The organism is Geitlerinema calcuttense NRMC-F 0142 (assembly GCF_030285425.1).
Map to the genome: position 1 here is coordinate 1 of NZ_JASVEJ010000012.1, position 14,087 is coordinate 14,087.

The 14,087-nt window shown below is 47.3% G+C and carries 12 protein-coding genes; 6 read left to right on the top strand and 6 right to left on the bottom strand.

Annotation, left to right across the window (positions count from 1 at the left end; translation table 11 throughout):
• Positions 1-19: 19 nt before the first annotated feature.
• Positions 20-985: a glycerophosphodiester phosphodiesterase gene (locus tag QQ055_RS03050; RefSeq protein ID WP_286004212.1), complete on the bottom strand. Its 966-nt coding sequence runs from the start codon at positions 983-985 to the stop codon at positions 20-22.
• A gap of 252 nt (positions 986-1,237) precedes the next feature.
• On the opposite strand from QQ055_RS03050, the gene QQ055_RS03055 reads away from it, so the two are divergent.
• Both QQ055_RS03055 and ligA read left to right on the top strand, forming a co-directional pair.
• Entirely contained in the window at positions 1,238-2,299 is a 1,062-nt protein-coding gene (locus QQ055_RS03055) for a vWA domain-containing protein (protein WP_286004213.1), read from the top strand.
• Positions 2,300-2,539: 240 nt separating this feature from the next.
• Positions 2,540-4,630, top strand: a complete 2,091-nt coding sequence (gene ligA, locus QQ055_RS03060; protein WP_286004214.1) for an NAD-dependent DNA ligase LigA — start codon at positions 2,540-2,542, stop codon at positions 4,628-4,630.
• Between the two features lie 18 nt (positions 4,631-4,648).
• On the opposite strand, the gene QQ055_RS03065 is transcribed toward ligA, so the two are convergent.
• A complete protein-coding gene (locus QQ055_RS03065) occupies positions 4,649-5,317 on the bottom strand; it encodes a pentapeptide repeat-containing protein (protein ID WP_286004215.1) in 669 nt (222 codons plus the stop codon).
• Between the two features lie 148 nt (positions 5,318-5,465).
• On the opposite strand from QQ055_RS03065, the gene QQ055_RS03070 reads away from it, so the two are divergent.
• Positions 5,466-6,389 (top strand): DMT family transporter, encoded by a 924-nt coding sequence (locus tag QQ055_RS03070; protein ID WP_286004216.1) that lies wholly within the window; start codon positions 5,466-5,468, stop codon positions 6,387-6,389.
• Here the strand turns inward: QQ055_RS03070 and QQ055_RS03075 are convergent.
• On the bottom strand, positions 6,386-7,030 hold the full coding sequence (locus QQ055_RS03075; RefSeq protein WP_286004217.1) for a pentapeptide repeat-containing protein: 645 nt from the start codon (positions 7,028-7,030) through the stop codon (positions 6,386-6,388). The genes QQ055_RS03070 and QQ055_RS03075 overlap by 4 nt on opposite strands.
• 176 nt (positions 7,031-7,206) lie before the next feature.
• On the opposite strand from QQ055_RS03075, the gene QQ055_RS03080 reads away from it, so the two are divergent.
• A complete protein-coding gene (locus tag QQ055_RS03080; protein WP_069969215.1) occupies positions 7,207-7,416 on the top strand; it encodes a chlorophyll a/b-binding protein in 210 nt (69 codons plus the stop codon).
• A gap of 136 nt (positions 7,417-7,552) precedes the next feature.
• Here the strand turns inward: QQ055_RS03080 and QQ055_RS03085 are convergent, their stop codons facing one another.
• Entirely contained in the window at positions 7,553-7,696 is a 144-nt protein-coding gene (locus tag QQ055_RS03085) for a hypothetical protein (protein ID WP_158020434.1), read from the bottom strand.
• A 622-nt stretch (positions 7,697-8,318) separates the two neighbouring features.
• Between QQ055_RS03085 and hemC the strand changes: the two genes are divergently transcribed.
• Positions 8,319-9,284 (top strand): hydroxymethylbilane synthase, encoded by a 966-nt coding sequence (gene hemC / locus QQ055_RS03090; protein WP_283360550.1) that lies wholly within the window; start codon positions 8,319-8,321, stop codon positions 9,282-9,284.
• 126 nt (positions 9,285-9,410) lie between these two features.
• Complete coding sequence (glgA, locus tag QQ055_RS03095) at positions 9,411-10,829, top strand: glycogen synthase GlgA (RefSeq protein WP_283360551.1); 1,419 nt, start codon at positions 9,411-9,413, stop codon at positions 10,827-10,829.
• Between the two features lie 223 nt (positions 10,830-11,052).
• Here the strand turns inward: glgA and QQ055_RS03100 are convergent, their stop codons facing one another.
• Both QQ055_RS03100 and abc-f read right to left on the bottom strand, forming a co-directional pair.
• Positions 11,053-11,937: a LysM peptidoglycan-binding domain-containing M23 family metallopeptidase gene (locus tag QQ055_RS03100; RefSeq protein ID WP_283360552.1), complete on the bottom strand. Its 885-nt coding sequence runs from the start codon at positions 11,935-11,937 to the stop codon at positions 11,053-11,055.
• A gap of 10 nt (positions 11,938-11,947) precedes the next feature.
• Positions 11,948-13,675 carry a ribosomal protection-like ABC-F family protein gene (gene abc-f, locus QQ055_RS03105; protein ID WP_069969219.1) on the bottom strand — a complete coding sequence of 576 codons (1,728 nt, stop codon included), beginning with the start codon at positions 13,673-13,675 and terminating at the stop codon, positions 11,948-11,950.
• Between the last annotated feature and the right edge of the window lie 412 nt (positions 13,676-14,087).

Here is a 14,087-nt window from a genome sequence, read left to right on the forward strand (position 1 = left end):
GGGTGTTGCCCAAAAAGCGTTAGCTCTGGCGGACTTTGAACGCGACATCTGGAAAATCGCTGAACACGCCATCAACTCCTAACTGAAAAAACTGTTGGTATTCTCTCTCTGGCTGGTTTTGATACTCTGGTGCTAAGAAACAAGCTTCAGTACGAAAAGTCCAAGCGTGAACTTTCAATCCTACTCGATGCGCTTCCTGAATTAAAGGGGTAGGCGGTAGCAGTTGAGAGTCTTGTGCTTGGGGAATAATTAATCGCTTACTTGGGCCTATAGCATCAGCATAATCCGCAATTTGGGATAATGCAGCAGGAGTGGTTAAATCTTGATAGGTACGCTTATCGCCTTGTAAGACAAAATCGTAGGGTTGCTGATTTTTCTCGCCAAGCAACTGAACTAGAGGAACATCAATGAGGTGATTCAGTTTTTTTAAATTCGCGATTTCAAAGGATTGGATAAATAAGGGGGAATTGGGGCTAGTATAGCCGAAGTCCTCCAAAATTTCGACTAAGGGTTCTTCTAAGGATAAGCCGATAGATTGAAAATAACTAGGATGTTTAGTTTCTGGGTAAATTCCGATTTCTCGTCCCGTTTCTTGGGTTTTCTGTTGGGCAAGTTGCAGGATTTCTTGAAAGGTGGGGATTTGAAATTGTCCGTTATAGGTTTGATTGCGAAAGGGTAAACGTTCTTTGGCTCTTAAGGTTTTGAGTTCGGCTAAGGTAAAGTCTTCGCTAAACCAACCCGTGACGGTTTTACCTTCAATAATTTTACTCGTTTTGCGCGTTGCAAATTCTGCTCGCTCGGCAACATCTGTGGTTTCAGTAATGTTATTTTCATGACGAGCAATTAAATGTCCATCTCGGCTAATGACTAAATCGGGTTCGATGAAATCCGCACCCAATTCTATCGCTAATGTGTAGGATTCTAGGGTGTGTTCCGGGCGATATCCGCTGGCTCCCCGATGGGCGATAATAATGGGCGATCGCATTGGCTGAAATTCAGGGGCGTTTTAGGATTTTTTCCCTATGGTACAGCGATCGCACTGAGCCTGTAAACCCGATTCCAAGGCTGCGAGTAATCTGGCTCTCTCATCTCCCGATAAAATTACTGAAAGCTTTACATAGCAGGCGTTATCACAGGAAGTTGAAAATATAATCAACATAAGTTAGACTAGAATCGTTACAGACTTCAACCCATCGAGCAGCACTCGCTAAAAACCTTAACTTTGGAGACAACTCAGATGACGAATTCTATTGAAGTTGTATTCAGCTTTGATACGACTGGGAGTATGTATCCTTGTTTAACCCAGGTGCGCCGAAAAGTGAAAAGCACTGTCACTCGGCTGATTGAAGAAATACCCGAAATTCGGATTGGAATTATCGCGCATGGCGATTATTGCGATCGCAACTCCACCTATGTTACCAAAACCTTAGACTTATCGCGAGATATTGATAAAATCTGCCAATTTATCGAAACCGTTGAACCTACAGGTGGAGGCGATGCGCCAGAATGTTATGAATTAGTCTTACATGAAGCCCAATCTTTAAATTGGACATCCTCTGCAACCAAGTCCTTTGTTTTAATTGGCGACGATTTACCGCACGCCCCAAAACAAAACCCTCAACAACTCAATTGGCGCGAGGAACTCGAAAAATTATCCAATCAAGAGGTTACTGTATATGGCGTGCAAGCCTTAAATCGCCGTCACGCGACTCCCTTTTATCAAGAACTCGCCAACAAATCGGGTGGCTTTCATATTTCTCTCGATCAATTTTCCTACATTACCGACTTATTTCTGGCGGTTTGTTATCAGCAAGACTCAACAGATAAACTTCAATCTTACGAACAAGAAATTCTTGACTCTGGGCGGATGAGTCGGGGATTAAATAAAATCTTTAATACGCTGCTTAACCGCGAGAGTTCCACTCATTACGAAGCCGCTGATTTGCGAACCGTTTCTCCGGGACGTTTTCAAGTATTAGATGTTGATAAGGATAGTCCAATCAAGGTTTTTGTTCAAGAAAATGGATTGACTTTCAAAACCGGGCGCGGCTTTTATGAGTTCACCAAAACCGAAACAATTCAAAGCCAAAAAGAGATTGTTCTGATGGATAGAAATACTGGCGATTTATTTGAAGGAGAAGCCGCCCGCGAAATGTTAGGTTTACCCGAAGGAAGCACCGCCAGAATTAAGCCTAGCAATCTAGAAAAATATGTCGTCTTTGTCCAAAGTACCTCTTATAATCGCAAACTGCTAGGCGGAACTCGCTTTTTATACGAAGTTGAAGATTGGACGCGTTAAAGCCAATTAAACTGCAAGCTTTTGGGTGTACAATAGAGTACGCCCTTTGTTTGCAACTTAATATTACCAACGGATTATTTCAAATTTATCTGTTTGGATCTAAACTTCATGGATAGCGGCTTTCTCTCTGGTGAGATACAGTACAATCTTCCTTAAAAAGAGGGACTTCAATCTTAAGAATGTATCTCCCGAAGCCAGGAAACGCAAATAGCGTTGCATTTTTATTCCTAAACCGAAACAATGTTAGAACCCTCCCCCCAAATCATCGCGCGTACTCAACAACTCCGCAAACAACTCCAAGAGGCGGGTTATGCTTACTACGTTCTCGATGCTCCAATTATGGAGGATGCAATTTATGACCAACTTTATCGCGAATTGCAAGATATTGAAACGCAATATCCTGCACTCAGGGTTGCAGATAGTCCAACCCAACGGGTAGGAGATAAACCCGCCTCCCAGTTTACTTCAGTTAAGCATAATATTCCGCTCTATAGTTTAGAGAACGCTTTTAATATTGAAGAGTTAAAGAAATGGCAGGAACGCTGGCAAAGACAAATTGAAAAGTTAGACCCCTTTGCCTATGTCTGCGAACTCAAGATTGACGGTTCGGCGCTAGCCTTAACTTATGAAGATGGCATCTTAGTTAGAGGAACGACGCGCGGCGATGGAATAACCGGAGAAGAAATCACCCAAAATGTGAAAACCATCCGTTCTATTCCCCTACGCTTAAATCTAGAAAATCCGCCTCCTAGGGTGGAAGTGCGAGGCGAAGCGTTTTTAGGATTAGAGGTTTTTGAACGGATTAATCGCGAACGAGAAAAAGCCGGAGAAGCCTTATTTGCCAATCCTCGAAATGCAGCGGCGGGAACCTTACGCCAGTTAGACTCCCGGATTGTTGCCCAACGGCATTTAGACTTTTTTGCCTATACTTTGCATATTCCCAGCCTAGCCGAACAACGCGCTAGTGAAGAATCTGTAGAAACGGGTTTAATGGCTTCTATTCAATCTCAAGATTCGGGAAATACCCATAGCCAATGGGATGCTTTAGAAAGCCTTCAGAAAATGGGATTTAAGGTGAATCCTAATCGTAAATTATGTCCTTCTTTACAAGAGGTGGCTGAGTATTACGACTATTGGGATACCAAACGCCGCCAGTTACCTTATCTTACCGATGGGGTGGTGGTGAAATTAAATGCCTTTGGGCTACAAAAGCAATTGGGTTTTACCCAAAAGTTTCCCCGCTGGGCAATTGCGCTGAAATATCCAGCAGAGGAAGCGCCCACCCTGGTAGAATCAATTACCGTCCAAGTGGGAAGAACAGGCGCACTTACCCCAGTGGCAGAGTTAAAACCCGTGCAATTGGCGGGAACTACCGTATCGCGGGCGACGCTGCATAATCGCGATCGCATTAGCGAGTTAAACTTACATATCGGCGATACCGTCATTGTCCGTAAAGCGGGTGAAATTATCCCCGAAGTGGTGCGCGTACTCCCCAACTTGCGCCCCCCTGACGCCCAACCCTTCCAAATGCCTACCCATTGCCCGGTTTGCGGTTCCGAAGTGGTACGCGAACCCGGAGAAGCCGTTACCCGCTGCATTAATGCTTCCTGCGATGCTATTGTACGCGGTTCCCTGATTCACTGGGCAAGCCGCGATGCGTTGGATATTAACGGCTTGGGTGAAAAACTGGTGTCTCAGATGGTGGATAAAGGCTTAGTGCATTCTGTTGCAGATTTATACGATTTAACCCTAGAACAACTCTTGTCTCTAGAGAGAATGGGGCAAAAGTTAGCGGAAAAATTGATAAGTGCGATCGCGCAATCTAAAACTCAACCCTGGCATCGCGTATTATATGGTTTGGGGATTCGTCACATCGGTAGCGTCAACGCCCAAACCCTGGCGCAACAATTCCCCAACGTCGAACAACTGAGCGCTGCCAGTGCCGCTAAAATTGAAGGCATCTATGGTATTGGCCCAGAAATTGCCCAAGCGGTTGCCCAGTGGTTCCAAGTTCCGGCGAACCAAACCCTGATTGAACGCTTAAAAGCCGTCGGGTTGCAACTCGCCGCCACAGCGTCAACATCATCACCCACAACTGGACAACTGACAGGCAAAACCTTTGTAATTACCGGCACTTTACCCACCTTAAAGCGGGATGAAGCCAAAGCCCTCATTCAAAATGCAGGCGGAAAAGTCACAAGTTCTATCAGCGCCAAAACTGACTATCTCGTCGTCGGCGCAGAAGCCGGTTCCAAACTCGAAAAAGCAGAGAAATTCGGAATTACTCAATTAAACGAATCTCAACTTTTAGAACTGCTTCAAATCAGTTAAACATCTGAAACAAACCTTCTATTCGCCAGCCAATTCCTGACAATTCCGATTAGAAAGGGTTCCATCAGGCATTGTAGTTTTACAAAACTTGGCTTGTTCTAACAATGCTCCCTTTAAACTTGCCCCTTCAAAGTTGGCTTCTGTTAGATTTGCTCCTGTAAAATCAACCCCTTCTAACCCCACTTCACCCACTGGCGTAAACCCCACGACGCGAAAATCTGCGCGGGTGAGATTTGCATTGATAAAAAGGGTTCCCGTTAAATCCGTACAGGTTCCTGCACCGCAGCGAAACTCTGCCCCAGTCAAATCTGCACCCTCAAAATTAGTATGATTTAACTGAGCCTGTCGCAATATTGCAGACTTCAAATTAGCCCTAGATAAATTTGCCCCATTTAACTGAGCCGCCCCCAGAATAGCACCTTCCAAGTTAGCCCCAGCCAAGTTGACTTTATTGAGTTGGGCAAAGGATAAGTCTTCATAAGAAAAATCGCAGTTCTGGCAATTCTGGCTTCTTCCTTCTAGCAATCTCTCTTTCTGATTTTGGGGCGTATTCGTCAGTAGAATGACGATTAGGGGGAAGGTAATCAACCCGGCAACATAGCCCAAACAACCTATTGTACAAGAACGTCGATTGAGCCAAGGTTGTTGCTTTGAGGGTTGAGAACTCTCTAACTGAGAATTTGACATAAATTGTTAGGGTAAATCTTAATGGTCTAAAGAGAATTGGATACCTGACATCGCCCAACTGGAGGTAGAGGCAAAATTTGGGAATGATTATATTGAAAGTCTGCTAACAGAACTGACTGACCTTTCGGTTAGTTTCATTTTTCATCCCATGACGCTACATACAACTTCAGGACGTTGGCGCTACGGTTTAGCGCTTGCTTTACTCACCGCCTGCCTTTGGGGAGTTCTTCCCATTGCCCTTAGCATTACGCTCCAAACCTTAGATGTCTACACGCTTACCTGGTTTCGCTTTTTAGCCGCTTTTAGTTTGCTGGCGCTTTATCTGGCAAAAACGCAACAATTACCCACCCTAAAAACGCTGCGTTCTACCTCTTGGGGACTGTTGGCGATCGCAACTCTGTTCCTCGGTCTTAATTATCTGTTGTATCTGCAAGGTTTAGTTCAAACTTCTCCCGCCAATGCCCAAGTTTTAATTCAACTTGCCCCCGTGTTAATGGGATTTGGCGGTTTAGCCATTTTCAAAGAACGCTACACCCTGACACAGTGGGGAGGCGTCGCCATTCTCACCACAGGCTTTAGCCTCTTTTTTCACGAACAACTCAAACACCTAATTGCCTCCGCTAACCAATACATTAGCGGATCGCTGCTGATTGCGATCGCGGCCGCAGTTTGGGCAGTCTACGCCCTCGCCCAAAAACAACTGCTGCAACAACTCCCCTCCTCGAATATCATGTTGATCGTCTACGGGACTTGTGCATTGCTGTTTAGTCCCTTTGCCACGCCCGGACAAGTCCTCGATTTATCCCCCGTACAATGGGGAATGCTGATTTTCTGCGCGTTAAATACCTTAGTCGCCTATGGCGCGTTTGCAGAGTCTTTAGAACACTGGGAAGCCTCGCGAGTCAGCGCCGTTTTGGCAACAACTCCCATCGTGACGCTCGCTTCTGTCACGGTGTTTTCTCAGTTTTTGCCCCACCTGCTTCCCCCCGAACAACTCACCCTTTTAGGGATAATGGGAGCAGGGCTGGTGATGGCTGGCTCAATTGCGATCGCCCTTGGCAAACATCGTTAATGAGAAAGGCTACCATCGGGTAAAATCGCCCCCTTCAAATCTGCCCCCGTCAAATCCACATCGCTTAAATTTGCCCCCAACAGGTTGGCATAACTCAAGTCAGCCGCGCTTAACGTTGCTCCGGCTAAATCCGCCCGAATTAAACTGACTCCGCTTAAGTCTGCTCCTCGCAAGTCTACCTGCCCTAAATTCGCTCCAATCAAATCTGCATCGGTTAGTGTCGCCCAACGCAAGTTTCCGCCAAACAAGTTCGCCCCATGCAAATCAGTCTCGCCCAGAACCGCCTTCACTAAGCTAACTCCAGCAAGATTGGCTTCTCGTAAGTTAGCACCGCTCAAATTTGCCCGGTTGAGAGCCGCTTCCATCAGGTTCGCCCGATAGAGATTGGCTCCAATCAGAATTGTATTGGATAAGTCGGTACTCGCGAGAGTTGCGCCAGTGAGATTGGTGCGGCTTAAGTTTGCCTGACTGAGGTTGGCGCGGCTGAGGTTGGAATCGGCAAGATTTGCCCCGATTAAATCCGCCCCTTGTAAATTAGCACCCATTAGGTCTGCTCGACTCAAGTACGCCTCGTGTAAATGCGCCTGAGCAAAGTTCCGTTCCCCTGTGGCGTAGAGCTTTAATAAGTCGTCCACATTCATTGTTTTTTGTGAGTGGTCTGTACTTTACACATTCCGACATTGCCAGAACTTAACCGGATGGTGGCTTAGAGGTTCGCCATTGGGGCAAGCGAATCTCATTATCTTTACAAAACTAAACATCTCTGTTACATTTGTTAACAAGATAATTAAATAAAACCTTTTCAGGAGAAAACCTTATGCGTAGCGGCTCTATAGTTGACGAAGCAGGCAAAATGAACAATTTTGCCATCGAACCTCAAGTGTATGTTCAAGAGCAATCGACTGCTGGCTTCACCGCCTATGCTGAAAAGCTCAACGGACGCCTAGCGATGATTGGCTTTGTGTCGCTGCTCGTTCTTGAGGTCTTAACCGGACATGGAATTTTTGGAAACTTAGCCAATCTCTAGAAATCTTCTTGCATCGTTGATTGATTGAAGTGGGCGATCAATCATTGTCTTTGGATCGATTAAATGACTCTCTAAAAAATCTGCATTGTGCCAACAGGTAAATTTGCACAATGCAGTTTTTTTGCTATTCAGCTATTTATTTTTGGGAAACCCAAGTCAATTTATAACCTGCTTCAATCGTTGAAGAGGATGCTGCTTGTCTAACCGAAGGCGAGTGAGCATTCAATAGCATTTGCAGCAGCAATGTCATTGAAATGGCTAGAAATAGTCTTTCTAACATGGTAGGCACTCCTTAACAAACCAACCCCTGAAGCGCGATCGCGCACGGTAGGTCCAATACCAGAATCTGGTGGACTCACTTTCTCAAGCGATTGTGCCCAAACCTCTGTGCAATCTCTCAAAACTGATTCGATCGAAGAGCCAAGATAACTGTACTTGTACTTTCTGCGATCGCTTGCTAACGAAATAGGTATCGCTTAATACTACAAATTACCCTGAGTAAATTCCGCATCACTAGCAAAATCTATCCGAATCTGTAAATTAAGAATCCCTCACCTCAATGGGGTCTATGCATAAAATTGTACTTCACAATGCAAATTTTGTCGGTAGCCGAGTTAACACGACCCACACAACTTAGATTGGAGGCGATCGCACCTATTTTCGCGATCCCCGGCGCATTTATTAACAAAAATCACCCCCAATCGACAAATATCGGCAGAAATACTTTGAGAAATTGTCATAAAACTTAACTTTAGGGCGCGCCGATCCCCGCCTCCGTTTAATTGCAATTCCCTCAAGCATCCGAGTCAACACCAATCGACTTTAAAGCTTCCAGAGGGTCTTCCCTGCGGTAGTCTAGATCGAGTGACTCTAATGTTGCTCCTAGATAAACAAACGGCTTTATGACATCCACAGTTTCCAGTCCCTCCCGTACCATTCGCATTGGTTCTCGCAAAAGTCAACTGGCCCTCGTGCAAACCCACTGGGTACAAGAACAACTGCAAAAACACTACCCCAACCGCACCTTTGAAGTGCATACCATGAGTACCCAAGGGGACAATATCCTTGATGTTGCCCTCTCCAAAATTGGCGACAAAGGACTGTTCACCAAAGAACTGGAACTGGGGATGCTGCACAACCAAGTTGACTTTGCCGTACATTCCCTCAAAGACCTCCCCACCAACCTTCCCGAAGGCTTAGTGTTAGGATGCGTCACCGAACGGGAAAACCCCGCCGATGCCCTAGTGGTTCACGAAAAGCATAAAGATAAACAACTCGACACCCTGCCCCCCGGAACCATTGTCGGCACCTCCTCCCTGCGGCGACTTGCCCAACTGCGCCACCATTATCCTCACTTAGAATTTAAAGATATTCGCGGCAACCTCAACACCCGACTCGCTAAACTGGATGCAGGCGAATACGATGCCCTGATTTTAGCAGTGGCCGGATTGCAACGCCTGGGCATGGCCGAACGCATCCACCAAGCGATCCCCTCAGATGTCTCCCTCCACGCCGTCGGACAAGGGGCATTAGGGATTGAATGTCGGGCTGAAGATGCTGAAGTGCTAGAACTCCTCAAAGCCTTAGAACACAAACCCACCGCCCAACGCTGCTATGCCGAACGCGCCTTTCTGCGAGAACTCGAAGGCGGCTGTCAGGTTCCCATCGGCGTGCAAACCGTCATTGAAGGCGAAACCCTCACCTTAACCGGAATGGTGGCGAGCTTAGATGGTCAGCGTCTGATTAAAGATACGACGAGCGGTGCAGCAACTCAAGCGGAAGAATTGGGTATTGAATTGGCGAATAAACTCAAAGACCAAGGCGCGCAAGCGATCCTAAACGAAATTTTTGCCGAAATTCAACGCTAAACGCTAATTCCTGCTGGCATCTTTTTGAACCCGCGATCGCGGGTTTTATTGATTTAAAGGATAAAACTTTTGTAATGTGCAGGAGATGAAAGACAATTGACAGAAGAGACTGGATATTAGGATTGCATGAAAATATTATTTGTTGCAGCCGAAGCTGCACCCATTGCAAAAGTTGGCGGTATGGGTGATGTCGTGGGTGCATTGCCTAAAGTCTTGCGGAAGATGGGTCATGACGTTCGCATCTTCATGCCGTACTATGGCTTTTTACCCGATAAAATGGATGTCCCGGCCGAACCCATTTGGTGGGGAGATGCCATGTTTGAACGCTTCGCGGTGTACGAAGCCACCCTACCAGGAACCGATGTCCCTCTATACTTGTTTGGTCATCTCTCTTTTTCTGGTCGCAATATTTATGCCGGAAGCGATGAAGACTGGCGGTTTACCCTATTTGCCAATGGTGCCGCCGAGTTTGCTTGGAATTACTGGAAACCGGATGTTATCCATTGTCATGACTGGCATACGGGGATGATTCCCGTTTGGATGCACCAGTCGCCAGATATTAGCACGGTATTTACAATTCACAACCTTGCCTATCAAGGTCCTTGGCGCTGGCGCTTAGAGAAAATGACTTGGTGTCCTTGGTATATGCAAGGTCACAATACAATGGCGGCAGCCGTGCAGTATGCCGATAAGGTGACAACCGTTTCTCCCACCTATGCCGAGCAAATTAAAACGGCAGAATATGGAGAAGAACTAGAAGGCTTGCTCTCGTTTATTAGCGGTCGAACGGTTGGGATTATTAACGGGATCGATACGGAGAGTTATAATCCGGCAACGGATAAGTATATCCCTCAGCAGTTTAGCTCTAAGCAAACTAGCGATCGCATTAAGAATAAAGTCGCCCTGCAAGAAGAAGTTGGTCTAGAAGTCAACCGCAATATTTTCTTAGTGGGGATGGTGACGCGGTTGGTAGAGCAAAAAGGGATTGACTTGACGATGCAAGTCCTCGATCGCTTTTTGGCCTATACCGATTCTCAGTTTATTTTATTGGGAACAGGCGATCGCCATTACGAAACCCAAATGTGGCAGCTAGCCTCTCGCTACCGGGGACGAATGTCGGTGCAACTGCTGTACAATGATGCCCTATCTCGCCGAATTTATGCGGGTTGCGATGCGTTCTTAATGCCTTCGCGCTTTGAACCTTGCGGGATTAGTCAAATGCTGGCGATGCGCTATGGTTGCGTTCCCATTGTCCGGCGCACGGGTGGTTTAGTCGATACGGTATCGCACAACGATCCAAGCAAGCAACTGGGAACGGGTTATTGTTTTGACCGCTACGAAGCCTTAGACTTGTACACCTGCATGGTGAGAGCCTCTGAAGCGTTCCGCTTTAAGTCTGATTGGCAAAACCTGCAACAACGGGGAATGCAACAAGACTTTAGCTGGGAATTAAGCGCCAAAGAATACATCAAAGTCTATCGCGAAATTAAAGGCCTACCCCCAGAAGAACCCCAATCTTCTGAAGAACTGGCAAGCGTTTCTTAATCGTTAGCGATTGTTTTTTAAGGTGGGTTTAGCTGAACGCTTCGGCTAAACCCATTGTGCTTTAAATGACGCGTGCCAGAAACCGGGTTTCTTGCCAATTGTTCAAGCTGAAACCCTTTATTCTTCGTCGAGAAACCCGGTTTCTCAGGTCTTATGTAGAGCATCAAACCGCCGTTCAAGTTGGTTTTCCCGCCAAGGTTGCTGTTTGATTCGGCTCTTGTGCTTAGTATTTCTGGGCGTTTTGAATGGCTTGAATATATAACCCCGGATCTTCAGCAACCCACCCCAACGGCGAATTGTAGCGGACTTCAAAATGTAAGTGAGGTTCTGATAAGGCGCGAGTTCCCGTGGTTCCCACTGTCCCCAAGCGATCGCCCTGTTGCACCTGTTGCCCTGCTGCCACCGAGAGGGTCGCTAAATGAGCATAACGGGATTGACGACCCCCGGCATGATTAATCACCACCAGATTGCCATAGGCCCCGCGATCGCCCGCAAACGCCACCGTCCCTTCACCGACGGCTAAAACGGGCGTTCCGGTTGCGGCTTGTAACGCCACACCGCTATTAAACGAAACCTGAGAATTCAAGGGGTTGACTTGCCAACCATAACCCCGTGCAACTTCTACCACCTGGGGTAAAGGATAGCCCGATAGCTGGGTCAGCACTTGGGGGGCCGGACGACCTGGAGACCAATTCACCCCCGGTACAAAGGCAACCCTCAGATTCGTTTGACAGCCATTCACCTCAAAAAGCACATCAGGACGCACATTATAGGCTTCAGCAATCTCTGGTAACGTTTGTCCTGCCGGGACTTGAACCCGGATGCCATTATAAGGGGGAATTTCCAACTCTGTCCCAACCGGAGCCGTTCCCCCCTGCAAAACAGGATTCATTCCCATCAGGGTTGCTGGCATCAGGTTATATTTCTCAGCAATGCTCTCAATGGTTTCTCCCGCAGCCACCCGATGGCGGGTAAGGCGAGAGAGGGCGGGTTGTTGCGGACAGGTCGCGTTTTCTGAGGGTTGAGCGATCGCACTTAAGGACGGTACCAGACTTCCCAATAGCGCGATCGCACCCATTAGCCAGTGGATTTTGATCGTGACTAGCATTTGACAACAATTAACCTTTGGCTTTTGATTTACCTTCTTTTCGCAGTTTCTCTTTTTCTTTTTGTTTAGCGCGTTTGGCTTCCGCTTTAGCTGCTTTATCAGCCGCGATCGCAGCCAGTTTCACCTCTTCTTTCTCCTCTTCGAGTTTATCGAGATAGTAGGGGTAGCCGCCCAGGTAAACGCGGAACTCGCCATCTCGAATTTCTACAATTTTGTTGGCCACTTGAGAGATAAAGTAGCGGTCGTGAGAAACGAGAATTGCAGTTCCATCATAGTGCTGTAGCGCCTCCTCTAACATCTCTTTGGCTGGAATATCCAAGTGATTAGTCGGTTCATCCAGAATCAGCAAATTCGCAGGCTGTAAGAGCATTTTAGCCAGAGCCAGTCGCGCTTTTTCTCCACCGCTGAGAGCCTTAACTTGCTTAAACACCGTATCGCCGCTAAACAAAAATCGACCTAAAAGCGTGCGGACTTCTTCATTTTTCCAGTCGGGAACCTCATCATGAATGGTCTGCATGACCGTCTTTTCTAAATCCAGCGCTTCGGCTTGGTTTTGTTCAAAATAACTCGCAATGACATTGTGTTTCCCTAGTTCGACGGTTCCTTCTGTGGGTTGTTCCATGCCCATCATCAGGCGCAGGAGGGTAGATTTGCCGGAACCATTGGGGCCGAGAAAGGCAATGCGATCGCCTCTTTCAATCAGCAACTCCCCCCCTAAAAATAGAATCTTCTCATCATAGGTATGGGTCAAATCCTTAATAATCACCACTTCCCGACCGCTGCGAGGCGCGGGGAGAAAGCGGAAATGCAGGCTTCTTAAATCCCCTTCCGGAATTTCGATCCGCTCAATTTTCTCCAATTGCTTTTCTCGGCTTTTGGCTTGGGTGCTGCGGGTGGCGCTAGCCCGGAAGCGATCGACAAACACCTGCTGGCGTTCGAGTTCCTTCTGTTGGCGTTCGTAGGCGGTCATTTGGGCTTCCCGGTTTTCCGCCTTCTGTTGCAGGTAAGCCGAGTAATTGCCGAGATAGGTGGTGGATATGCCGCGTTCAGTTTCAACAATTTGCGTGCAGAGGCGGTCTAAAAATTCCCGGTCATGTGACACAATCACCATTGGGATAGTTAAACTCTTAAGATAGTTCTCTAACCATTCAATGGTTTCTAGATCGAGGTGGTTGGTGGGTTCGTCTAGCAGCAACAGATCCGGCGACTGAAGCAGGATTTTCCCAAGCTGCATCCGCATTTGCCAGCCACCGCTAAAAGCGCTCACCAGGCGATCGCTATCTTCTCGATCGAATCCCATTTCTGGTAACATCTTCTCAATTTGAGCCTCTAGGCCGTAACCATCCAAGGCTTCAAACTGACGTTGGAACTTATCAAGCTGATGAATCAGACGATCGAGTTCCTCTGGGCTAGCCGACTCCATCTGTCGCTGCACCCGCATCAGTTCGTGCTGAACGTGGTTGGCTTGTTGAAAAACTTTCCAGAACTCCTCACGCACTGTACAACCCGGATCGACATCAAACTCTTGAGTCAAGTAAGCAATGTGCAAACTCGCAGGTCGAATCATCTCGCCACTGGTGGGTTCCTCTTCACCTGCGATGATTTTCAGTTGGGTCGATTTCCCGGCCCCATTGACCCCCACCAAACCGACGCGATCGCCCGGTTTGACTTCCCAGTTAATATCTTTTAGGACTTCACCCGTTGAGTATGTTTTACTGATGTGTTCGAGTCGCAGCATGAGGTTCTCCAATTGCTTTGCTGAGGTGAGAATACCAGGCGGTACAGTTGCGCCAGCGAACCGCCAGCCAACGGTCGCCATCGGTTTACTCGCCAGTCTAAAAGAGCAATTCCCGGAGAGATTTAAGAGCGAGTTTCGCACCGAGTTTGACTCGGAGACATCGGATCGCTCCGCGAATGCTATAGCCTGCGGTAATAGATCTGCGGGCATGGCTTCGTCAAGGTTTTGCCAACGCAAATTGCCCCTCGCCATTGCCCGAATCTGGAGCGCTAGTTTCCAGTTCGTTGCAATAAATCTTAATTATAAAGCGTGGGTTCCTCACCCTGTTGCGATTTTGGCAGAGTCCTAGAGCAAATCGCTCAATCTCTCAAAACCTCAACTGGAATTCGGTAGTCTTACGAAGTTTTTGACG

Coding starts and splice junctions, on each gene's coding strand:
- QQ055_RS03080 (WP_069969215.1), top strand. CDS start 7,207: ATGCGTAGCGGCTCTATAGTTGACGAAGCAGGCAAAATGAACAATTTT.
- QQ055_RS03070 (WP_286004216.1), top strand. CDS start 5,466: ATGACGCTACATACAACTTCAGGACGTTGGCGCTACGGTTTAGCGCTT.
- QQ055_RS03065 (WP_286004215.1), bottom strand. CDS start 5,317: ATGTCAAATTCTCAGTTAGAGAGTTCTCAACCCTCAAAGCAACAACCT.
- QQ055_RS03050 (WP_286004212.1), bottom strand. CDS start 985: ATGCGATCGCCCATTATTATCGCCCATCGGGGAGCCAGCGGATATCGC.
- QQ055_RS03075 (WP_286004217.1), bottom strand. CDS start 7,030: ATGAATGTGGACGACTTATTAAAGCTCTACGCCACAGGGGAACGGAAC.
- glgA (WP_283360551.1), top strand. CDS start 9,411: ATGAAAATATTATTTGTTGCAGCCGAAGCTGCACCCATTGCAAAAGTT.
- QQ055_RS03085 (WP_158020434.1), bottom strand. CDS start 7,696: ATGTTAGAAAGACTATTTCTAGCCATTTCAATGACATTGCTGCTGCAA.
- hemC (WP_283360550.1), top strand. CDS start 8,319: ATGACATCCACAGTTTCCAGTCCCTCCCGTACCATTCGCATTGGTTCT.
- ligA (WP_286004214.1), top strand. CDS start 2,540: ATGTTAGAACCCTCCCCCCAAATCATCGCGCGTACTCAACAACTCCGC.
- QQ055_RS03055 (WP_286004213.1), top strand. CDS start 1,238: ATGACGAATTCTATTGAAGTTGTATTCAGCTTTGATACGACTGGGAGT.
- QQ055_RS03100 (WP_283360552.1), bottom strand. CDS start 11,937: ATGCTAGTCACGATCAAAATCCACTGGCTAATGGGTGCGATCGCGCTA.
- abc-f (WP_069969219.1), bottom strand. CDS start 13,675: ATGCTGCGACTCGAACACATCAGTAAAACATACTCAACGGGTGAAGTC.